Origin of the sequence: Sulfurimonas sp. (genome assembly GCF_023228785.1) — a bacterium.
Taxonomy (GTDB): domain Bacteria; phylum Campylobacterota; class Campylobacteria; order Campylobacterales; family Sulfurimonadaceae; genus Sulfurimonas.
Genome location: NZ_JALOAN010000001.1, coordinates 57,034 through 80,942 on the forward strand (window position 1 = coordinate 57,034; position 23,909 = coordinate 80,942).

Genomic DNA, 23,909 nt, shown 5'->3' on the forward strand with positions numbered 1-23,909 from the left:
ATTTTAAAAAGGATAGTTTAACGTGCAAAAAATAGTAGTTTTAATATTTTTCATATTTTCTTTAAGCTCTTATGCAAATGAAGTTGTAGTGGATATAGAAGATATTACACAAAGCTATAAAAACATTAAAATAGATGAGAACAAGGATTATGAAGACTCTTCAGTAACAGAGGTAGTTCCTAGTCAATTGCGAGAAATAGATCTCATTGATGTAGTACTTCAAACCATCTCTGCTAGTCACAAGATAAAATCAGCAAGAGAGAAGATGATACAAGCTAAAACTGATGTAGATATCGCCTTTGCAAACTACTATCCTTCTATTGATGCATCTTACACTAGAACACAAACGCAACTCGATGCAGAAGAGAAAAAGAAAGGCAATAGCATCTATGACTCTAGATATTTTCGTGATGAAGTTTACTCTTTAAAACTATCTCAAAACCTATATGCAGGTGGAGAGACTCAAAATGATGTAGAGAGATTAAGAGCTCTATATCTACTCTCAAGAGCTGAATATAAAAAACTCTTAGAGTTAGAGATACAAAAGGCCATTGTTTCTTATGTTGATGTACTATTTTCAAGAGAGTCTCTTGAAGCTAGTGACAAAAACATAAAAGAGCTTGAAAAGATCTTTGAAATCGTTAAAACAAAGTACGATGCGGGAGCTTTGTCTATTGGTGAGCTTAGTAACATTGAAGCGAGTGTTTCAAACGCTAAAACTCAATCATCAAGGACAAACTCTGTATATATAAATGCGTTAGAGTATTTTGAGTTTATAGTTGGAGAGTCATTTGAGGAGACTTATCCACATGAGAAGATAACAAAAGTAGAACTTAGAGATTTTGATGAAATGTTAGAGAGTTCATTAATAAAGAACTCTGAACTTCAAGCTATAGAGTATCAAATCCTAAGCAAAAAACATAACCTTAAAAAACTCAAATCAGCTTTTAGACCTAAGGTTGATTTTGTTGCTGGTGCTGAGAGAATGACTTATAAAGAGAGTGTTGAAGAGGATGAAGAGAGATACTATGTAAAACTCCTCTTAAACTACAACCTTTATAATGGTGGAAGAGATGAAAAAAAATATCTAAATGCTTTTTCTCAAATCAAAGAAAAAATCTTTGATAAAAAAGCAGAGATTAGAAGAATAAAATGGGGATTAGAAAAGTTTCACACCTCTCTTACCTCTCTTCAAGATAACTTATCTAATGCTCAAAAAGAAGTAGATGCATCTGCAAAGATGGTTGAATCTTATTGGGAGAGCTTTAGAAATGGTGAACAAGATCTATATGTACTTCTTGAGGCTCAAAGACAGTTAAACACTGCAGAACTAAGCTATATACAAAACCAACAAGACAGTATGAAGGACTACTTTGAGATACTTCGTCTCTCTGGCGAATTACTTGATTATTTTCATATAGATATAGAAAATGAAAACTATCTCGATATGGCAAAATCAGACTACAGAATGCAACATGCTAAAGTTAAAAAAGATGAAGATATAGAGTATGTTATTTTAGATAATTCCCTAAGTATAGTAGATAAAAACACAACTACAAAGAGTGATTTGCCACCTCTTGAGAAAGAGGTTAAAAGTAGCGAAGCAGTAGATCTTGATAGTAAAAAACCTACACTCGATGGTATCCTCTCTTTTCATGAAAACTTTTTACTACAAGACTCACAAAGCTATACTATAGTCATATCTAAGTTTGATAGCTCCATAGAAGCTCTTGGTATGATAGATGAGCTTAGTATTGAAGATAGCTCTTTTATATATCACTCTTATAAAGATAAAAAGATTCAAACGAACATAGCTTATGGTATCTTTAAAACTAAATCAGAAGCAGGTATTGCACAAAGTAAACTAAAACTCAAAAACAATAAAAAAGCAAAAATAGAACTTATAAAAACAGTGCAAAAGAGTTTTAACGATTTTGCAGATCTTTTGTTAGTTGATGAAAAAGAGTTAGACAAATATAAAGATCTGCTAGCTCAACAAGAGTTGGCATTTCAAACAGATAAAAGCTTTAAAGAGGACTTCCTTAAAGCGTCAGAAGATAGTTTTACTATCAATATAACTACCCTTTCTTCTATGGAAAGTGCAGGTAAAATCATAGAAAATGCTAAGATAGAAAAAGAGAGTTTTGCCTTTTATTTTGGTAAAGACAAAAAATTGGTAAAGCTCATGATGGGAATCTATCCTACTTATGAAGATGCAAACCTTGCATTAGAGAATCTTGGAAGTATAAAGACAGAGTTTATGCCAGTTATAGAGAAGATCTCTTCTAAGCAAACACTCTATAGGAAGTTTAACGAATAATGAAAACTTTGATCTATATCATCGCTTTTTTGATTGCTACATTTGCAATATCTTCTACTATCTACAGTAATCATATAGATAGTTCTGAGCAAATAAAAGCATCACAAGAAGAAGCTATGCTAAAGTCAAAACTACTACAAATCACTAAAGACTCTATAGAACAAAACAATCTTGAGCTGTTTAAAAATGCTATATATATTTTAAAAGGAAGTTCATCTTTAGTAGATGCAAAACTAGAGCTAAAAAACTACACTTTTAGTGACAAAATTCTTCTTGAGATGGTTTACTTAAAAGAGAGTGATTGGTTTATAAGCGATGTTACTATAGACGTAAATATAGCACAGATAAACACAACTAAGACAGGAGTTTACAAACTAACTCTAGCAGATGATAAACAAGAGCTACAAAGTGTAAATATAAAATTTCAAGCCATAAAAGATAGTGTTATCAAAGATTTTTTAGTTCCTCTTGAGATAAAAACTCGCTTTTTACAAAGTAGCGAAGTTGATTCAACAACTAAGTTAACAAGGGTGGATCAAGATACTTTTTCTCTTTGGATCTCATACAAAAGCACATTTAATCAAGAGTCATTAGATGCTAAGCTAGATACCTTTATGTTAGCACTTGGATCTCTTCTTTTAGTTATCACTATATTCGCTTATCTACTATATAGATTTGTAATATACAAGAGTTTAAAAAGTTCTATGGATAATTTAAATCTCTATCTTACAAATGTACTAAAGGGAAAAATGCTTGACTTTAAAGAGCAAAAAACTAACTTTAAAGAGCTAGATCTTTTAAGCCAAAACAGTGTAGATCTGAGCAAGAAGTTTATAAATACAACAAATGATCTAACTGTTAGTAGAGACATTATCTACCAAAAAGAGAGAAGTGATGAGCTAACAGGACTCCCAAACAAAAAATCATTTGAAAACGACCTAAAATATATGTTTATATCAAGTAGAGAGGGTTATGTTATCTACTTAAAGATTGACAAGATTGGTATCTTTACTAAAAATCATGGACCTGAGATTGTAAACTCACTTATTGAAGATTTTGCAAAAACTGTGCAACACTATTTTCATAGCCAAAGAGATAGAGATGGAGTCCTCTATAGATTTTTTGGTGGAGAATTTTCTATGCTTTTATATGAAAAAGATCTACAAAAAGTAGAAGACACTTTAAATGAAATACTAAAACTTATAGACAAGCTAGTAGATAAGTACTACTTCTTTGACAGATCTATCTACTTTGGAGCAGTTCCTTTTGATCAGTATGGAACGATAGAGTCAAACATAGAGAATGCTCAAGAAGCTTATGAGAGTGCCTTAGCACAAAAGAGTAAGTTCTACCACATAGTAGACTTAAAACAACAGGCTGAGTCTATGAAGAAGCTAGAGGGAAGCATTAAAGATATCATAAAACGAAATGACTTTGTACTGCAATACCTTCACGATACAGTTGAGTTTGGAGATGAACCAAAGACTCTTATCCAAGAGATCTCGCCTCTTATCATAGATAGTTTTACATTTGAAAATATTCCTACAGGAAAGTTTATATCTGTCGCTGAGAGACTTGGTGTTGTGGCTGATTTTGACAAGGCACTTATCATAAAAGCATTAGAGCAGATTGAGCTAGGGGAGATTGAGCATCAGATCTGTATCGTTTTATCTGTCTCAACTATAACAAATAAACTCTTTATGTCATGGCTACAAGAGACCTCTAAAGAAAATAAATTCATGCAAAAGATCATCTTCACTTCACCTAGTTATAGTGTGGCAAGTAATTTTGAAGAATTCAGCCACTTTTACAGCGTACTAAGAGAGTTAAATATAGAGACAATGATAAAGAAGTATGATCCAACAGATCTAAATCTTGATAGCTTTAAAGAGTTAAAACCAACATATCTAAAACTAGATAGAAGTTTTTGTCAAGATTTCAAAAAAGATAGCACCAAACATGGCGTAGTAAAGCAGATCATAGAGTTCTCTCATAAGCATAACATCAAAGTTATAGGAGACTCACTAAAGAGCAAACAGGACTATCTTGCATTTGAAATGCTAGGTGTCTATGGAACTTCAAGCTAGGATATATTATGAAAAAAATTGCAACCTTTTTAATCACTCTATTTTTACTAACTTCTGAGCTTTTAGCTGAAAATAATATAAAAGAAAATGAAAATATCTCTATAAAAACATTTAACATAAGCGATGAGCAAGAGTTATACAACTCTCTAAAGAAAATCTTCTTCTCTAGCGAACACAAAAACATCTTAGATAGTGGTTGGAGAGGGCTTCATATGAGTAAACGGGTTACTTCTGGCTTTATAGACATTGATGTAGAAGTTCAAAATGTAGTACTAAGTAGTAAACCTATAGATAAAAATGGCACAAAAGAGTTTACTTTAGAGATCTTTACCACACAAAACGATGAAGTAACTCACTTTAAACCAGATAGCTTTTTACATAGACTCTTTTGGAATAGACTAGAGTTTATCTTAGGTTTAGAAGATGAGTGGATAGATTGTCACCATATGTTTGAGGCACTAGGACAGAACAACCATCTACTTTGTAGTCCAAATGAGCAAAAAGCACTACAAGAAGTAAAGGTAGAGAAGTAGCTATGAAAAAACTCATCCTTGGATCTATACTACTCTCTTTTACTCTCTCTCATGCAGTAACTAAAGAGCAGTTAGATCTATATGAAAAAGAGGCTAGAGATAACAATGCTAGTGCTATGTTTAGTTTAGGACTTCTCTACTTTAGTGGCGATGGAGTGGTTCAAGACTATAAAAAAGCTTTTGATTTGTACAAAAGTGCATCAAGATCTGGAGATCTAAAAGCACAAAATAATTTGGCATATATGTACGAACATGGTCTTGGAGTTCAAGGAGATCTCTCTTTAGCACAAGAGTATTACGAAAAAGCAGCAAAATCTGGACTAATAGAAGCACAACTAAACTTAGGTCTTTTTTACGAGAACAGCCCTACTCCATCAAATATGCAAAAAGCCTACTCTTGGTACAAAAAAGCGGCAGAAGCTGGGGATAGAGTTGCTCAAAATAACTTAGCAAAACTCTACTATTTTGGAAATGGTACAGGTGAAAACCTGCAAAAAGCATTTTTTTGGTTTCAAGAAGCTGCATGGAGTGATGATGCATTAGCACAGTATAACCTTGCTATGATGTATTACAAGTCCGAATATGTATCTTATAGTGCTGATAAAACACTCTTTTGGCTTGAGAGAAGTGCTAAGGGTGGAAGTAATCATGCACAGAGTAAGCTCGGAGATCTATATGCTGAGGGGATTATAGTTAAAAAAAATCTCAAAACTGCATTTGAGTGGTACAAAAGAGCTGCAAACGATGGTTTTTTAAGAGCTATATACCAAGTTGGAGTTTTTTACTTTTATGGTCATGGAGTAGATCCAGACAAGTTAGCAGCAAAAGAGTGGTTACAAAAGGCTCATAGCCTCGGCTATGAGGATGCTACAAGGTTTATGGAGCGAAATTCTTTGCTATAAACCTACTCTTCTAGTTTTGCTTTCATCTCATTTATGATCTTCGCTAACTCATCTGGCTTAAGATTGTTCGCCTTAGCATACTCTATTGCCTCTGTTATAGCCTCCTCTTTAAAAGGATGAACGATGTTACAAACCTTGTTTGCTATGTGGATGATCTGAGAGACTAAAAGACTCTTGTTCTCTGGGTTTGCTGGCTCGTCTGCGTACTTTATGTCGTCTATAAGAGTTTGTGAGAGTCCCCACTTCTCAAACATAGCAGCAGTAACTGTAGATGTGGAAACACCTATATACTTTTTCTCAATATCTGCAATGTTTGTACTTATTTTTACCTCTTCAAAAAACTCATTAACTTGATCTTTTTCTTTTATAATTCTTGAGATAATAAACTTACCAGTCTCAAGTAAAAAGGTAGGAAGAAGAAGTCTGTCTCTTAGATCTGGATCTATCTCGTTAGCAAGTTTAGAAGCCATAACAATAGCCTGACCTGCCGTCTCTAAGAACTTCTCTGAGTCTGCGCCATAAGGTTCTAGCGAAGTCTCCACAAGGTTTTTTATAGCACTTCCAAGAGCTAAAGAGATGGTAAAGTTCACACCCAAAAGACTAACAGCCATCTGTGAGGTCTCTATGCGTTTTTTAAAGCCAAACATAGCTGAGTTTGAAACCTTTAAAAGTGTTGAGAGAATAAGTGGATCCGCCCCTATAATATCTGCTAATTCTTTAGGCGATTTATCTGCTTTGTTTTTATACTCTTCAATGTGAACTACAGTTTGTGGAAGAGGTGGAAGAGAGTCTATTTGAGCCAGTATGTCGTTATTCATTCGTTTTAATTCCTATGTTATTTTTGTAAATTTTATGTGAGAAAAAGTAGTTTAACTTAAGTTAAACTACTTGCATTGTAAAGCTAATGTCATCATTTGGAGTTATATCGTAGGTCTTACCAATCTCAAAACCTGTAAAAGGACTACCCCCTAAAGAGTTAGTAATTACAGCATTAGATATAAATAGATTATCTGCTTGCGTTTGAGTATTTAAATCAAGTATAAGATTATTATCAGCACTAAGCCAATCACTCATATCGTTAGCATTTAAGTATATACTATTGGTATCAGAAATCTGATCAAACTCTAACCTTTCTATATTACTAAACATACCAGAAGCATCAGAAGCATCATTAAAGGTAAAAGTAGTATTAGTTGCATCTGTTCTAATATCAACAATATCACTACCACTTTTACCATCAACAGTTAACTTTCCAGCTAAAAGAGCTTCAAAGTTAGTATAAAAAGAGTCATTCCCAGTTCCACCTATAAGGTTGATCTTAGCAGTTGAATCTACTCCAGTAAAATCTCTATCATGAGCATGAAATGGCCTTCCGTTATTATCATGAGCTATTACATTCAATTCTGAATTAGCTCCAATATCAAATATTTCAAGTGAATTATAGTAGTGTTGATTCATATTTACACTTTGATCTGTTCCCATTTTTAAAGTATCTGTTCCACTACTAGCATCAAAAATCAACTTACCACTAAAGCTATCAAAGTTAATCCCACTTATATCAAAAGTATCGCTATTTGTTGTGCCATAAACGATCAACTGAGAGTTATCGCCTCCCTCTACTTTTGAAAAAGTGTTGTCGGTAAAAAATTGTTCATAGTTAAAGTAAACATTGTGCGAATCTAGACTTAACTCTTCTAATCCTGTAACACTTGTAGTTGCATGATAGTGATTGAAGTTAATATCTCCTAGCAACTCAAGCTTATCTGTTCCAGATCCACCATGAATATTGTAAGGAATTGTTCTAACGCTAAAAGTGTCATCTCCAGCTTCTCCATAAAGGTGATCTCTACCACCCTGAGAAACTATAGTGTCATTTCCATCTCCACCATATGCATATTCATTATTTTGTGCATGAACCCTAGTGTCTGTATCAGAGTATTGGTCAAGGTTTATATAGTCATCTCCATCTCCACCATAGATTGTATCTACATATGTTCCACCATACAGCTTGTCGTCTCCACCTCCACCATAAATAGTATCATTACCCCACCAACCATTTATGATGTTTGCATTTGCATCACCTGTAATAGTATCATTACCTCTACTTCCATGTATATTTTCAATGCCTTTAATTTGATCATTAAACATAGTTTTACCTAAATGAGCAGTTGGTAGAAGTGTAGAAAAATCAACAGTAGAATATCCACCAACAACAACACTCATATCTAAAATAAAACCATAAGCAGATGAGTTGTAGTTTAGAGTATCAATTCCATTACCACCATCTATGATGTCGTTATTTGTAAGTCCCCAGTTATGAGCAGAATGTCCGTAGATAATATCATTTCCCTCTCCACCATAAAGCTCGTCATCTCCACCTCCACCATTTAGCGAATCATCTCCAGCCATTCCATAAATTACATCATCTCCATTATGACCTTCAAAACGATTGTTTTGAGAATTACCAATAATGTAATCAGCTCCTGATGAACCATGTAGTCCTTCTATATTTATGGCAGTATTAACCCCACCAGAATTGGTATCATAACCATCATTCCAAACTTTAACTGTATCTGGAGTCCCTGTGAGATCTATGGTATATTGAACTGTTCCACTTTCATCAAGTCTAATCCATTGCTGAGTTTTATTTTTAAGTGCATCGTGATAGAGATACAAAAAGTCAACTCCATCTCCACCATCACTATGATCTTTCCCAGCTCCCGGAAGCAAAAAGTCATCTCCTGCTCCACCATATAGTGTGTCATTACCACCCCATCCTCTTAAGTCATCATTTCCTTCATGACCCCAAAAAGTTTCATTACTACTATTACCCCAAATATAGTCATTTCCCTTAGTTCCACTAACTTGTTCTATATCTTTTATAAGATCTATAAGTCTATCTGTCTCTGTCTCTTTTACCATCACATAGTCTGTACCCATAGTTACTCTTATGCCATCTATCTCTTCCATAAAGTTTGGATTTAGCTTGCCTAAATCAGATGCCAAGTAGTCTGTTTCATGATAACCTATGTAGTCACTACCAGCTCCTCCATCGATAAAATCATAACCTTTACCACTTATAAACTTATCGTCTCCTCCCATACCTCTTAAGTAGTTAGTGCCATCATTTCCATAGATGATATCATTATGTTCTGAGCCAATAACATCTTCTATACTTATAAGTGTATCGTCTCCATGACCAGTAGAGTAGTCTTCAAACTCATCTCCATTTGGTTTGTCTAGTCTAACTATAACGCCACTAGTAGAGTTCTGATAATTCACGGTGTCTGTACCATCTCCACCATCAAGTTTGTCATTTCCACTTCCACTATAAAGAGTATCGCTACCTTCTCCACCATAAAGCTCATTTCCCCCGCCTCTACCATCTAAGATATCGCTTCCGCCAAGACCACTTATGATATTTTTTGAGTTATTTCCGTAGATAATGTCATTGTAAGCACTTCCATCTATATCTTCTATATTTACAAATTTATCTTGACCAACTAATTGAATATTTTCTAACCCTGCTTGAGGAATATTAGTACCAGTTACACCAGTAACATCTCCATCTTCATTATATGTAAATTCAAAATCTTCTTTTAGAGCAAATTTAGAGAGTGCATTTATTACTTCGTTATTATTAACCTCGGTATCAAGGACTCCATCATTATCTGTATCTATCCATGTCGTTGCTCCATATGTAAAGCCCTCTAAGTCAACATATACACCTTTGCTATGCTTGAGCATCTCAATATCTATAGGATTTGCTATCGCATTTCCATCATCATCTAACTCTTTATAGCCTCCAGTTAGCTTTAGATACTCTTGTGGCGTGATATAGTTGTTATCATTTAAATATTTCAGCTCCGCTAAAGAGTAACTCTTAACCTCTGCATAACTTACTTTATCTCTACCATCAGTATATTGAACTTTAGTAGTGCCATCTTCTCTTAAGTAATTATCGCCATCTATAAAGTTATTACCAGCTCCACTATAAACAGTATCGCTTCCAGCACTTAAGTAAACAGTGTCATCTCCAGATCCAAGATAGACTATATCTGTGCCTATACCACCAACAATAGTGCTATTTCCACTTCCATCTTTTATAGTGTTAGTATTTGCTTCTTTAGAGAAGATAAAACCCTCATCAGCACCATCTACAAAATCACTTTTGTTATATACATAATCATCAGCTTCTGTTATATCTTTTAGAGCTATAGTATATTCATTTTCATGAGTTCTAGTATGAGCAAGGTCGGTAGTGTCATAGTAAGCTGGATCTAGCTTGTAGTTAGCTGTTATAGAGATGTTAAAAGGATCTGAGATATCATCATTATATTTAACAGTAAACTCTACATTTTTAGCATCTATTATAAAGTTTGGATTTCCATACTCCAAGACATTTCCCAGGTCATCTTTAAAGATCATCTGATTTTTTGTGATGGTGCTTCCTGAGATTTCATTGCCATTTTTGTCAAAAAGCTTCATACCTGTTGGAAGTCCTGTAATAGAAAAACTATCTACAAAATAACCCTCTGGCATCTGTGGAGTAAACTTTAAAACTCTTGAGAGGTAGTTAACCCCAGTTGGATTGTTATCAAAATATGTAGAGTTTTCAGCACGGATTACCATATCTTCATTTCTAGCTGACATATCTATAGTCTCAGTCATAAACTGAACTTCTTTAGAATCAGACTCATAACCCTCTAAACTACCACCACCACCTAAAATAAGAGGTGTTCCATCACTGTCTGTAGTTTCACTGTATGTTACTTGATGAGCTGTAGCCTTAAAATAAAACGCTGGTTTAGCTATGTCTTCAAGATCATTATCTCCAGTATTGTCATCTGGATCTGAACTTCCTCCACCATCTGGAACTAGATCAACATCAGGTGGTGGAACTAAATCTGAATCCTGCTTGTACGCATCAAAATCATTTTTTGGCATAGTTTCTATAAAAGGATCACTTGTTGGCGTGCTTCTTGATATAGGATCTGGTTGATGGTTCGGACTAAAAGGAGCATTTCCTTGAGGAAAATCTTGTGTCTTAGCACCTGTTCCGGCACTCCCTTCATTTTGTGAGAGTACGACAACTTGAACACCCGTTGGAGCTTCATTTTCTTCATTGTTACTTGTAGTAACTTTAAAACTAGCATCAACCGAAGTTATAGGCAGTTCATTTACTTCTTCTATCTTTGATAAAATATTATCAACAGAAATTGTCTTATTAGAACCAAAATTAAAATATGGAGGATTGCTACTAAAGCCCATTAAACCTAGAGATGGAAATGTAAGTACGCCCTCATTAGCAAATGAGACAACAATATCTCCACCTATTAGAATATATTCTAATTCATCAGAGTTTAAGCCTTCTATATCAAAGACTACTTCATCTCCAGGTCTCATAAAAACAGATAAATTCTCTCCATCTTTAGGAATACTCTTTATAATGACTTTGTTATTTTTGTACTCAACGCTTGAGCTATTTAAATCTAGTGACATAATTTTCTCCTCAAAGTGACTAAGGGATTTCTAATTGTCTCTATTTTAGCATTATTAAGATAAATATAGGATTTGTTATGTTAATTAGAAAGATATTAGCTTCACAATAGAAGCTAATTATCTCTTAAGGTTGTTGGTAGTTTGTAGCATTTCATCACTTGTTGTGATGACTTTTGAGTTAGAGTCATAAGCTCTTTGACCAGTTATGAGATCTGTAAGTTCAACAACAAGTTCAACATTACTAAGCTCAACAAAGTTTTGTCTAAGAACTCCTAAACCATCTAGTCCTGGAGTTCCTTCTACTGGTTGACCTGAACTATCTGTCTCCATATAGAGGTTATCTCCTCTAGAGTGAAGTCCAGATGGATTTATAAAGTTTGTAAGCGTGATCTGTCCAACTTGCGTAGCTTGAGTTTGCCCAGGTTGCACTACTGTTACAGTTCCATCAGTTCCAATACTAATGTTTGTAGCATCAGGTGGAACGACTATTTGAGGCACTAAAGTGTAACCATCACTGTTTACAACTGTACCATTATCATCAACTTTAAAAGCACCATTTCTACTATAAACCTCTGTGCCATCTGGAAGTTCAAGTCTAAAAAAACCTCTACCCGTGATAGCAACATCTAATTGGTTATCAGTTTGTTTAAGACTTCCCTCTGTAAAGATCTTGTTAATAGCAGTTGGACGAACACCAAGCCCTACTTCTATACCAGTTGGACTCTTTGTAACATCACTTGTGGCAGTTCCAGCGTATTGCATTGTGTTATACATCAAGTCTGCAAACTCGGCACGAGACTTTTTAAAGCCTATAGTGTTAACATTGGCGATATTATTAGCTGTTGTGTCTATCTGTGTCTGCATTGCCAACATTCCTGTTGAAGCAGTATAAAGTGATTGCATCATAACTTAATCCTTAATTTTATTTCTTACGCTTTCTTAGCTAGTTTGTTTATTGCGTCGCTGTTCATGTCGTTCATTTGTGCGTCCATTACTTTTTGGTACATTCCTACTAAACGATTTGTCTCTATCATTTGCGTCATCATCTTAACTGCGTTTACATTACTTTTTTCAACAAAACCTTGTGCAATAGATTGAGTATCTCCAAGATGTTTTAAGTCTCTGTTTCCTTCATATCTGTAAAGATTATCACCCTCTTTTTTTAAAAAAGCCATATTCTCAGGTTGAGCTATAAAGAGTTGCGAACCTATAGCTAAGTTTGGAGTATTTGGAATATTTGTATACATTTGACCATTTTTATCACTTTTTATGATATTTTCATCTTCATTAAAAACTATATTTTGACCATCTTCAAAATATGTACTCGGGAGTACTTCATAACCACTTTTAGTAACAAGCCTCCCCTCATCATCTTTTGTAAAAGAACCGTCTCTAGTTAGTCTCACTCCTTGAGGAGTCTTAACTAAAAAGAAAAGTCCCTCTTTGGTAAGAGCAAAGTCCATATCATTATCTGTTCTTTGAGTATTTCCTACACTAAAGTCTGTATACTCATCTACTATTTGAGGTGCTTTTGTCATGGCACGATTTAAAAACTGCGCACCTTCTTTTGTATGGTTCTCATTTGGTAATTCATCTCTTGCTTCTTTGTATAGACGAGAAAAGTCGCCCACTACAAGGTTATCTTCCTTGAAACCTATAGTATTTACATTTGCGAGGTTGTTTGCGATGGTATCTAGTCTGTTAAACTGTGTAACCATTCCAGCTGCTGAGCTATAGTATCCGCTTTGCATTAAAGTCCCTTTATTTGCATATATTTTCCAAATAAAGCAATCAGTGTTCCAAAAATGAAAAAATCCTTACTTAAGTCTCCATTAATAGCATTTGGGTATAATCCACTCTTTGAAAAATCTTAACAAGGCTTACTAAAACATGACAGCAAAAGAACTCAACAAAGCCATAGAATCATACTTTGCAGACAATAAATCAAAAGGTTGTGCAACTTATGAGTCTCTTATAGACCTCTTTGATAAGCAACCAACTTCTGCACAAGCTAAAAATATCCATAAGCTGATGGTAAAACACAAAAGATGTCTATATACATCAAGTGAACACGCTAAACAACTTAACGATAGAGAAGCAGAAGCAAGGCGTGATGCACAAAGAAAGATGCTCATAAACAATGAATCAGACAAATTTGATATCTTAAAAGAGCATGAACTCCTAGAATGGTCTCGTTCAGACTCTCCTGTTCGTATGTATCTTCGTGAAATGGGTCAAATCCCGCTACTTACTAAAGAAGAAGAGATAGAGATCTCTAAAAAGATAGAGGCTGGAGAGAGCATCATAATAGATGCTATTTGTTCAGTTCCTTATCTTATAAGATTTATCTTAGACTATAAAGAACCCCTTATAAACCGTGAAAGAAGAGTAAAAGAACTCTTTAAAAGCTTTGAAGATGAAAAAGAAGAAGCAGAAGACGGTGAAGCGGTTGAAGTTGATGAAGAAGATATAGAAAAGACACTTACTGCAAAAGATAAAAGTAGAGTTGAGAAAGTTACTATAAGCTTTAAAGCACTAGAAAAAGCTAAAAAAGAGTGGGTTAAAATCTCAGAAAAAGTTCCTGGTGATTTAGATGGTGAGGTTACTGTTGAAGTAGTTCAGTACTATTTAAATGTTACCTTTAAAAAGTCAGTTCTAAAAGAAAAATTACTAGATCTAGGACCAACTTCTAAACTAATAAACGAACTTGTTAAAGCGATGGAGACAGCACTTAAGAGTGATGATGGCTATGATAAAGAGCTAAAGAGATTAGAATACAAACTACCACTATTTAACGCTACACTAAAAGCTAACCACAAGATCTTAGTAGAGAAGATTTGTGATCTTACAAAAGAAGATATAGCTGGTATGGTTCCAGAAGCTACTATGGTTAGTACTTATATGGAGATCAAAAAACTAGTTCAAACAAAAGAGGCTTCAAAAAATAGTTTTGATATGGAACCTGAAAAACTCTTAGATATTTTAGAGCAGATCAAACGAGGTAAAAATATCTCTGAGATCTCTAAAACAAAGATGGCAAAGTCAAACCTTAGGCTTGTTGTCTCTATTGCAAAGAGATATACAAACCGTGGATTACCATTCCTTGACCTTATTCAAGAAGGAAACATCGGACTTATGAAAGCTGTTGATAAGTTTGAGTACAAAAAAGGTTACAAGTTCTCAACTTATGCAACATGGTGGATCCGCCAAGCGATCAGTCGTGCAATTGCAGATCAAGCAAGAACTATTCGTATACCTATACATATGATAGAGACTATAAACCGTATCAACAAGATCATGCGTAAGCACCTTCAAGAGCACGGGAAAGAGCCAGATGTAGAGACAATCTCTTTAGAAGTTGGTCTCTCGGTTGAGAAAGTTAAAAATGTTATAAAAATTACAAAAGAGCCTATTTCACTTGAAGCTCCTATTGGTAATGAAGATGATGGAAGATTTGGTGACTTTATAGAAGATAAATCTTCAGTATCTCCATCAGATGCTATACTAAAAGATGACCTAAGAGTTCAGATTGAAGGCGTTTTAGAGCAGTTAAATGAGAGAGAAAAAGCTGTTATAAAACTTCGTTTTGGAATCATGGATGATGAGAGTGATAGAACATTAGAAGAGATAGGAAAAGAGTTAAGTGTAACTCGTGAAAGAGTCCGTCAAATCGAATCTAGTGCTATTAAAAAGCTAAAGCATCCTAAAGTAGGAAGAAAACTAAAGAGTTATATAGAAGATTAAATTCTTCTATATAAAGAGATTTTAAAACATCTCTTTTGAGATAAGATACCCCACAATAATTCCCACCAGTAGCGATGGAAGATAGATAGCTAAATTTAGCATCTCATTATTTGCTAAAGCGATAAAACCCAAAACTAAAAAAAGATATGGCAGAAGTCTAAAAGCAGATGTGCTGCCTTTTACTCCTTTTTTCATACTAGCAATACTAAAAGTTTTGATCTTTTTCTTCTCTTCTTTTACTATTGCTTTTAGATCTAGATCTTCAAAAGGTGCATTATTTATATCGTTTTCTTCATAGAGTTCATGTGGATCTTCTATGGTATCTAGTAGATCTCGTTTGCCCTCAAAGATCTCAGCTGAACCATCTCGTATAACCATTTTTTTATAAGCGTATGAAGATCCAAGTATGACAAAAAAGCTACTTAAAAATGCAACTTGAAGATTAAGAAAAAATTCTAGCGAGATGAAGTAAGTAAGTAAGATAAAGATCTCACTTAAAAAGATAATCCTAATACTTCTTTTCACCATAATCCTCATCATCTTCATCTTCTTCTTCAAGTTTCTTCTTTATTGCATACCTAGGTTCTTTAGCTAGATCTTCAAAAATTTTATACTGCTTTGAATAGGCTTTATATACATTTAAAATAGCACCTGCGATTCCAATAGCCACACCAACCCAAAAAAGCCAACCAATAGAAGTAAGACTTCTAAGTAGATACCCAATCCCAACTCCCATTGCAACAGCTACAACCATAGAGATCCCAAGAGATAAGCTATCAGCGGCTTCTATAATGGGCTTAATACGTGGTTTTTGCTCTTCTTGCTTATCTTGCATCTGTGATCTCTTTAAAGACTTTTCTGCTTGCTTTTACAGCATCTTCTATCATCTCATCAGTTATTGCCGTTGAGATAAATCCTGTCTCAAAAAGTGAACACGCAAAGTAGTAACCCTCTTTTAGCATCTTAGAGTGAAATGCAGCAAAAAGTTTTGCATCAGATGCAGATGCATCAGCGAAGTTTTTAACTGGTTTGTCATTAAAGAAAAATCCAAACATACTTCCTCTTGTGTCTATTTGCATATTTATGTCAAATTCACTAGCCGCTTCTTTCATACCTTCAACTAATCTTAATCCTCTTGCATTTAAAGTCTTCATAACAGCTGCATTTTTCTTTAGTTTGTTAATTGCTGCTAAACCTGCTGCCATCGCAACTGGGTTTCCACTAAGAGTTCCTGCTTGATAAACTGGGCCCTCAGGACTTAGTTTTGCCATGATCTCAGATCTTGCACCAAAAGCACCAACTGGCATACCACCGCCGATGACTTTACCAAGAGTTAAGATATCTGGCTTTACTCCTGTAATAGACTCAGCACCATTTATAGAGGCACGAAAACCACTCATAACTTCATCGAAAATAAGTAGAGTTCCATTTGCATCACAAAGATCTCTGAGCTCTTTTAAAAACTCTTTCTCAGCAGGGACAAGTCCCATATTTCCTGCTATTGGCTCAATGATAACACAAGCAATGTCGCTTGAATCTGCAAAACACTTCTTTACACTCTCAATATCGTTGTATGTAGCTAGTAGTGTATGTTTTGTAAAGTCTGCTGGAACTCCTGGGCTACTTGGGTTTCCAAATGTAGCAGCACCACTTCCAGCTTGAACTAAAAGTGAATCACTATGACCATGATAACAACCAGTAAATTTTACAATATCATCTCGACCTGTAAATCCACGAGCTAAACGTATTGCACTCATAACAGCTTCAGTTCCACTACTTACAAAGCGGATCTTATCTATGGAGGCAAACATTGAGACTACAAGTTCGGCTAGATCTGTTTCAGCCTCAGTTGGAGCACCAAAACTTAAGCCATTTTTTACAGCTTTTATAACAGCTTCTTCTATAGTTTCATCTCTATGACCAAAAAGCAGTGGACCCCAACTTTGTACAAAATCAACATATCTATTTCCATCAATATCAACCAAGTAAGCACCCTCACCTTTTGTAATAAAAAGAGGTGTTCCCCCAACGCTTGAAAATGCTCTAACTGGCGAATTTACCCCGCCAGGAATGAGACTTTGTGCTTTTTTGAATGCTTCTGACGATGCTTGTGTACTCATTTAAAAACCTTTATTAAATTTTCGCTATTATAACCAAACTAAAACTAAGTACTATTAATATAGTATGAGTTATAATCTAAAAATTTTAAAATAAATGGACTCTTTTTGAATAGATCTTCTTTTTCCCTCTTTGTAGCCCTACTTATTCATCTGCTACTCTTACTTATATTTTGGTTTCTTGGAACTATGCTTGGTGAGACTAAAAAACCTCAGCCAAAAGAAGAAGAAAAAAAGATGAAAATCTCTCTCAAAGAGATGCCTAAAAAAGAAAAAGTAGCAGGCGAAATAGAGAAAAAAGTAGAACCTTCATCCATAGCTCCTCCAATGCCAAAAGGATCTCAACTAAAAGAGATAGTTGAAGTACCGCCACCTATAAATTATGAACCAAAAAAAGCACCTAAAGAGCCAAAACTAAACCCACCACCAAAGCCAAAGCCTGTGCCAAAGCCACAAGCAAAAGTAGAACCGCTTCCGCCAACTAAGCCCTATATTCCTCTTTTAGCAAAAAAAGATGTCAACACGACAAAAGAGATTAAAAAACTAGAACCAAAAAAAGAGGAAAATCCTCTCTACTCAATGTTATCTCAAGATAAGTCATCAAAAGAGACTAAAGTTGAGGAAAAAAAGACATATAGAGGAAGTAGTATCAACCAAAATATTAAAGAACTTTATGGAGATGAGTTTGGCAAACTAAGTGAAGGTCAACAAAAATATATACTTGACAATCAAGAGATAATGAGACGCATAACTCAACAAGTTCTAACGCGAGTTGCAAGTGTTAATCTATCAAGAGATCTAAATGTAAACAGAGTAAATATTATAGAGTTTTATCTGCATCCAAATGGAGATATGAGTGACTTTAGATTTCTACAAAAAAGTGGATTTTATGTACTTGACGACACTACAAAAGAGACTATAGAGTATGCATATGCAAGGTACCCAAGACCACAGGAGAAGACTCTTATAAGATACAATGTATTTTATAATTTAGCTAGATATTGATATAATAACCCACTAATAAAAGGTAATACATGAAAACAAAAACCATTGGCGTTATTTTACTCTCAACTATATTCTTCTTTTGTGCATGTTCTGAAGAAAAACAGACACAAGCTCCAACAAAAATCCCACCACTTAGCGTAAATACTGTTACTGTCAAAAAAGAGACTATCCCCATTTGGAAAAGCTATACAGGAACAACAAAAGCCTCTTCAGATCAAGAGATTCGTGCTAGAGTTACTGGAACTCTAAAAGAGATCTTCTTTGAAGATGGGCAGAGTGTAACAAAGGGTCAAAAACTCTTTTTAATAGAGCAAGATCTATATAAATCTGCTTTAGATTCGGCTATTGCTAAAAAGCAACAAGATGAAGCTTCATTAAAGTTAGCAGATGCTGATGTCGCAAGATACGCACCGCTTGTAAAAGATGGTCTTGCTCCTCGTGCAACCTTAGAGCAGTACCAAGCACAGCAAGCTGGTCTAAAAGCTGTAATTGCTGGTGATATTGCGCAGATAAATAAAGCAGAGTTAGAACTTAGTTATACAACTGTCTTAGCTCCTATCAGCGGTAAGGTAAGTTCTAGAAAAGTAGATGTTGGGAACCTCGTAGGTCAAGGAGAAGCTACACTTTTAACTACTATTATGAGTGTAGATCCCATATATGCTTACTTCTCTCCATCTCAACATGATGTAAGAATGTTTGAGAAGTACAAAAGCAAAGAAAAACCTGATGCTTTTATAGAGATCAGAGGAGAGCATGACACTGTAAGACTTGATGGTTTTATAGATTTTTCTAACAACGAGGTAGACTCTTTAACCTCTACTATAACTATGAGAGCAACCATCTCAAACAAAGATGCAAAGGTTCTGCCTGGTACCTTTGTATATGTAAATCTCTTTATAACTGATGAATATGAATTTTTAATGATTCCACCTGAGGTTATCTTTGCTGATCAGCTTGGAAGTTATATCTATGTGGTAGATAAAGAGAGTAAAGCTAAAAGAGTAAACATAGAGACTGGTTACTCATCAAAGTACTATGTAGATGTATCAAGTGGCTTAAAAGATGGAGATAGAGTTATAGTCTCTGCCCTTGTAAAGATAAGGGACTCTATGGAAGTAGATCCTAAAGATGTTACAGACACACATGGGATAAAGGCTGTTTTAGAAAAAAATAGACTTATCCCTAAAGAGTAGTTAGATGTTTAGTGTAACTTTTATAAAAAGACCTATACTCTCTATTGTAATCTCTTTAATAATCATAGTAGCTGGGTTTGTCTCTATGTTTATATTGCCCATATCAGAGTATCCTGATGTAGCACCTCCAACTGTAACTGTAAGTGCTACATATACAGGTGCAAATGCTTTTGTTGTTGAAGATACTGTTACTCGTGTTTTAGAAGATAAACTAAACGGTATCAAGGGTGTTATATATATGGAGTCTTCCTCAACTTCAAGTGGAACTTCAAATATAAATGTCTATTTTGAACCTGGTTATGATATAGATATTGGTGCAGTTGATGTTCAAAACAAGATCTCTACTGCAAATGCGCTTCTACCTCCAGAAGTAACTGCTCAAGGTGTTATAGTAGATAAAAGAAGTCCTTCTCTTGTCTGTCTTATAGCATTAAACGGAGATGAGAAGTATGATGATAAGTTTTTAAGTAACTTTGTAAATATAAATGTTTTAGATGAGATAAAAAGAGTTCCAGGTGTTGGTCAGGCTCAAAATTTAGGTGAGAAAAAGTACGCAATTAGAGTTTGGTTAAATCCAAATAAGTTAAAAGCGCTAAATATGACACCTATGGAAGCTATATCTGCTATAAAATCACAAAACAAACAAGCATCTCTTGGAAAAATCGGTGGTAACCCATCTTATGATGAGCAAAAACAAGAGTTCATACTTACAACTAAGGGAAGACTTAGTGAAGTAAAAGAGTTTGAAGACATAGTTATAAAATATAAAGCCGATGGCTCTTTAATTCGCCTAAGTGATGTCTCAACTATTACTCTAGGAAGTGAGAGTTATGATTGGAATGCTATTAGTGATAAAAAGCCAACAGGGCTTATTGCCGTTTATCAGCTAGGCGAAGCAAATGCTCTTGATATTCGTAAAAATATAGAAACTACAATGCAAAGACTCTCTTCTAGATTTCCTGAGGGTGTAACCTACTCAGTTCCATACGATACTACAAAGTATGTTGAAGTAGCTATTGATAATGTTGTAGAGAACCTATATATGGCGATCTTCTTAGTTATGCTTATCATTTTTATCTTTTTAGGTTCATGGAGACCAACTATTATAGCCGCTGCTACTATCCCTGTCTCTCTTATTGGTGCATTTGCTGCGATGGAGTTAGCTGGTGGTTTTTCTATAAACTTTTTAACTCTCTTTGGACTCATTCTAGCTATTGGTATAGTTGTAGATGATGCTATTTTAGTTGTTGAGAATGTTGAAGTTATAATGAACAAAGAGCCAGATCTCACTATGCCTCAAGTTGTAAAAAAAGCCATGATAGAGCTTATTGGTCCTATCATCTCAACTACTCTTGTTCTTATCGCTGTTTTCATTCCTGTCTCAATGCTCCCAGGTATCACAGGAGCTTTGTATCAGCAATTTGCACTCACAATTGCTTTTGCTGTTTTAGTATCCTCTCTAAACGCTCTAACGCTCTCTCCTGCCATTAGTGCCATTATTATAAAAAGACAAAAAGAGGGAGAAAGGAAGTTTATCTTATTTCATCAGTTTGATATCTTTTTTAACTACCTAACTAAGAAGTACACGATTTTTATTGGCTATCTTATAAAGATTAGATATGTAATGCTTCTTATAATGGTTGGACTTTTTTACTTTACATATTATCTCTTTAGTATAACCCCTACAGGCTTTGTTCCATCGGAGGATAAAGGTGTATGTATGGTTTCAGTAAATTTAAAACCTGGATCTTCACTATCTCAAACTACGATCACGAGAAAGAGAGTTGAAGATATTATCTACAATATAGATGGGGTTTCTAATGTTGTTAGCGTTGAGGGTTTTAACATTATTACAGGAGCGATGGATAGTTCAGCCATAGCAATGTTTGTCTCTTTAAAAGACTGGGATCTTAGAACAACTCAAGAAAATAGTGTGGATGGCATCGTAAAGCAAATACAGCAAAAATCTGCATCTATAAGTGAAGCCAATATTGCAGCTTTTAATATGCCTGGGATCCCAGGTGTAGGAAATGTTGGAGGTTTTGACTTTAGACTTCAAGACTATCTCTCTGGCGATTTAGAAACATTTCAACACTTTGCAAATGAAGTTATAAAAGCAGCCTTTGAAGATCCAAGAATTGCTTACGCTTTTACAACCTTTGCTACAAACTATCCTATGTACGACATAGATATAAATAGAGAAAAAGCAAATGCTCTTGGAGTAAACATATCAGATCTCTTTACAACCATGCAAGCATATCTAGGCTCAATCTATGTAAATGACTTTACAAAATTTGGTAAAGTTTTTAGAGTCTTTGTTCAAGCTGATAAAGAGTTTAGAAGTACAAAAGATGATATAGATAAACTCTATGTAAAAAATAACAAAGATAAGATGATCCCGCTAAATGCACTACTAAACATCAAAGAGATTGTAGGACCTCAAAACCTCTCTCACTTTAATATGTATAGAAGTATTCAGATAAATGGATCTGCAGCACCTGGATATAGTTCTGGTGATGCTATGACTGCCATGGATGAGATCGCAAAGAGTGTTTTACCTGCATCTTACGGTTATGAGTGGGCTGGAATGAGTTACCAAGAGACTATAGCTGGAAATGCTCAGATCTATGTAGTTATTTTTGTTTTACTTGTTGTGTTTTTAGTTTTATCTGCTCAATATGAAAGCTGGGTTCTTCCTTTGATGATCCTTCTCTCAGTTCCAATGGTTGTAGCTGGTGCAATTATTGGTCTGCATGTAGTAGATCTTCCACTAAACACTTTTGCCCAAGTCGGTCTTGTCTTGCTCGTTGCCCTTGCTGCAAAAAATGCCATACTTATAGTGGAATTTGCAAAAGAACAAAGAGAGAGTGGAGTTGGGATCGTTGAGTCTGCTATAAAAGGTGGATCTCTGCGTTTTCGTGCAATTATGATGACGATCCTCTCTTTTATGTTTGGAATTATTCCTCTTGCTTTTGCAACTGGGGCTGGATCTATTACTCAGGTCTCAATCGGAATCGTACTTATGTTTGGAATGATGGCGGCTACTTTTGTCTCCACTCTTTTCGTGCCAGTTTTATATGTACTGCTAGAATCCATGAGAGAGAGATTTATAAGCGTTGAAGATGAGATAAAAAAAAGGGAATCTATATGATACTAAGATTGATAAGTCTGCTTTTACTAACTCTAAGCCTAAGTGCAAAAGATATATATACAGTCGATGAGCTAATCATCAAAGCACTAGAGAATTCACCAGACTTAAAAATAAGTGCAGATGAGTACAGAGCCTCTCTTAGTCGTTACGATAAAGGTTTCGCATCTTACTTACCAAAGGTAGATCTAAGCCTTAGTGCAGGAGAGATTGGTATGAGTGATCTACCAACAAACAAAGATAGTATGAAAAATGACACTCTACTTTTAGGGCAACTCTCACTAAAACAAATCATATATGACTTTGGAAAAACTAGTGGGAATGTTGATAGTTTAAAGTATGACTCTGATGCATACCTAAACTCAAATGAGCAAAAAATCTCAGATAAAAAAAGAGATGTAAAGAGTGCTTACTATAATGTTCTTCAAGCCATAGCTCTTATAGATGTAAACAGAGAAAATGTAAAATTAAATGAAGCGCAACTATACCGTTCGCAAAGATATTTTGAGTCTGGGATCAAAACAAAGATAGATGTCTCAGATGCAAAAGTTGAGCTTATAAAATCAAAACTAGACTTAAAGAAAAGTCTATATGACTTAGAGTTAGCCTATGCATCTTTAGATGAAGTAGTTGGTTTTATAGATAGATCTACTGGTTATAAAGTCTACTCTAGGGCACTTGATTTTGGAAACATACTAGACTTACTAGCTGGATACGCTCTAAATTTGCAAGATTCCATTGGCTTTGCTTATGAAAATAGATATGAGTTAAAGAAAAATCTTTTTGATATAAAATCAGCAGAGGCAAATAGTAGAGTTGCTCAGTCTGAATTTTACCCAGAACTTTATCTTGGAGCTAACTATACTAAGCAAAAAGTAGATAAATTTGAAAACACTACACCAAAAGATCAATACAAAATAGCACTAAACCTAGACTACAATATCTATGAAGGTGGAGCAAGTTCTGCAATAGAGCAAGAAAAAAAGATTGCACTTAATATCGCTCATTCAAAGTTAAACAGCTCTAGACTTTTTATAAAAAAACAAACTACACAAGCCTACATAAGCCTTAACAAAACAAGAGACTCTGTAGTCTTATCTCAAAGTCTTCTAGAAGTCTCTAGTGAGAAGTTTGATCAGGCTCAAAAGAGATATGAGTATGGACTGTCAGATTTTATAGAGCTTCAACAAGCAAGACAAGGTTATATAGATGCAAAGTCAAATCTAGTTGTCTCTTTTTATGAGTACTATAATGCTATAGCACTACTTGACAATGCTATAGGAAGATAAAAAGTGAAGATAACACTTGTAAATACATTTGTTCTAACTATTGGTAAAGCGTGCTTGCTCTTGGTTTCA

The 23,909-nt window shown here is 34.7% G+C and carries 16 protein-coding genes; 9 read left to right on the forward strand and 7 right to left on the reverse strand.

All coding sequences use genetic code 11. From position 1 onward, the window contains the following. Nucleotides 1-22 precede the first annotated feature (22 nt). The 4 genes from M0Q24_RS00280 to M0Q24_RS00295 are packed head-to-tail and all read left to right on the forward strand — an operon-like array spanning nt 23 to nt 5,842. Entirely contained in the window at nt 23-2,320 is a 2,298-nt protein-coding gene (locus M0Q24_RS00280; RefSeq protein WP_295045537.1) for a TolC family protein, read from the forward strand. Beyond that, complete coding sequence (locus M0Q24_RS00285) at nt 2,320-4,407, forward strand: EAL domain-containing protein (RefSeq protein ID WP_295045540.1); 2,088 nt, start codon at nt 2,320-2,322, stop codon at nt 4,405-4,407. Before M0Q24_RS00280 ends, M0Q24_RS00285 begins: the two co-directional genes overlap by 1 nt. An 8-nt stretch (nt 4,408-4,415) precedes the next feature. Further along, on the forward strand, nt 4,416-4,940 hold the full coding sequence (locus M0Q24_RS00290; RefSeq protein WP_295045542.1) for a hypothetical protein: 525 nt from the start codon (nt 4,416-4,418) through the stop codon (nt 4,938-4,940). A 2-nt stretch (nt 4,941-4,942) separates the two neighbouring features. After that, on the forward strand, nt 4,943-5,842 hold the full coding sequence (locus M0Q24_RS00295) for a tetratricopeptide repeat protein (RefSeq protein WP_295045545.1): 900 nt from the start codon (nt 4,943-4,945) through the stop codon (nt 5,840-5,842). 2 nt (nt 5,843-5,844) lie between these two features. Here the strand turns inward: M0Q24_RS00295 and M0Q24_RS00300 are convergent, their stop codons facing one another. The 4 genes from M0Q24_RS00300 to M0Q24_RS00315 form a co-directional block, all read right to left on the reverse strand. Next, nucleotides 5,845-6,660 (reverse strand): HDOD domain-containing protein, encoded by an 816-nt coding sequence (locus tag M0Q24_RS00300; protein ID WP_295045547.1) that lies wholly within the window; start codon nt 6,658-6,660, stop codon nt 5,845-5,847. A gap of 61 nt (nt 6,661-6,721) precedes the next feature. Beyond that, nucleotides 6,722-11,344 (reverse strand): calcium-binding protein, encoded by a 4,623-nt coding sequence (locus M0Q24_RS00305; protein WP_295045550.1) that lies wholly within the window; start codon nt 11,342-11,344, stop codon nt 6,722-6,724. 117 nt (nt 11,345-11,461) lie between these two features. Beyond that, nucleotides 11,462-12,250 (reverse strand): flagellar basal-body rod protein FlgG, encoded by a 789-nt coding sequence (flgG, locus tag M0Q24_RS00310; protein ID WP_295045553.1) that lies wholly within the window; start codon nt 12,248-12,250, stop codon nt 11,462-11,464. A 23-nt stretch (nt 12,251-12,273) separates the two neighbouring features. Next, entirely contained in the window at nt 12,274-13,095 is an 822-nt protein-coding gene (locus M0Q24_RS00315; protein ID WP_295045556.1) for a flagellar hook-basal body protein, read from the reverse strand. A gap of 139 nt (nt 13,096-13,234) precedes the next feature. On the opposite strand from M0Q24_RS00315, the gene rpoD reads away from it, so the two are divergent. After that, nucleotides 13,235-15,088 carry an RNA polymerase sigma factor RpoD gene (rpoD, locus tag M0Q24_RS00320; protein WP_295045558.1) on the forward strand — a complete coding sequence of 618 codons (1,854 nt, stop codon included), beginning with the start codon at nt 13,235-13,237 and terminating at the stop codon, nt 15,086-15,088. Between the two features lie 21 nt (nt 15,089-15,109). Here rpoD and M0Q24_RS00325 read toward each other — a convergent pair whose 3' ends face one another. The 3 genes from M0Q24_RS00325 to hemL are packed head-to-tail and all read right to left on the reverse strand — an operon-like array spanning nt 15,110 to nt 17,208. Beyond that, a complete protein-coding gene (locus M0Q24_RS00325; RefSeq protein WP_295045561.1) occupies nt 15,110-15,616 on the reverse strand; it encodes a hypothetical protein in 507 nt (168 codons plus the stop codon). After that, a complete protein-coding gene (locus tag M0Q24_RS00330; RefSeq protein WP_295045564.1) occupies nt 15,597-15,923 on the reverse strand; it encodes an AtpZ/AtpI family protein in 327 nt (108 codons plus the stop codon). Before M0Q24_RS00330 ends, M0Q24_RS00325 begins: the two co-directional genes overlap by 20 nt. Continuing rightward, entirely contained in the window at nt 15,913-17,208 is a 1,296-nt protein-coding gene (gene hemL, locus M0Q24_RS00335) for a glutamate-1-semialdehyde 2,1-aminomutase (protein ID WP_295045567.1), read from the reverse strand. The genes M0Q24_RS00330 and hemL overlap by 11 nt, the downstream gene beginning before the upstream one ends. Nucleotides 17,209-17,313: 105 nt before the next feature. Between hemL and M0Q24_RS00340 the strand changes: the two genes are divergently transcribed. From M0Q24_RS00340 to M0Q24_RS00355, 4 genes are read left to right on the forward strand one after another with little or no spacing between them, the layout of a single operon-like run. Next, nucleotides 17,314-18,210 carry a hypothetical protein gene (locus tag M0Q24_RS00340; protein WP_295045570.1) on the forward strand — a complete coding sequence of 299 codons (897 nt, stop codon included), beginning with the start codon at nt 17,314-17,316 and terminating at the stop codon, nt 18,208-18,210. A 29-nt stretch (nt 18,211-18,239) separates the two neighbouring features. After that, a complete protein-coding gene (locus M0Q24_RS00345) occupies nt 18,240-19,403 on the forward strand; it encodes an efflux RND transporter periplasmic adaptor subunit (protein ID WP_295045573.1) in 1,164 nt (387 codons plus the stop codon). Nucleotides 19,404-19,407: 4 nt separating this feature from the next. After that, the gene (locus M0Q24_RS00350) at nt 19,408-22,554 is read left to right on the forward strand and encodes an efflux RND transporter permease subunit (protein WP_295045577.1); all 3,147 of its coding nucleotides are present in this window, start codon (nt 19,408-19,410) and stop codon (nt 22,552-22,554) included. Then, nucleotides 22,551-23,840: a TolC family protein gene (locus M0Q24_RS00355; RefSeq protein WP_295045580.1), complete on the forward strand. Its 1,290-nt coding sequence runs from the start codon at nt 22,551-22,553 to the stop codon at nt 23,838-23,840. Before M0Q24_RS00350 ends, M0Q24_RS00355 begins: the two co-directional genes overlap by 4 nt. Nucleotides 23,841-23,909 lie beyond the last annotated feature (69 nt).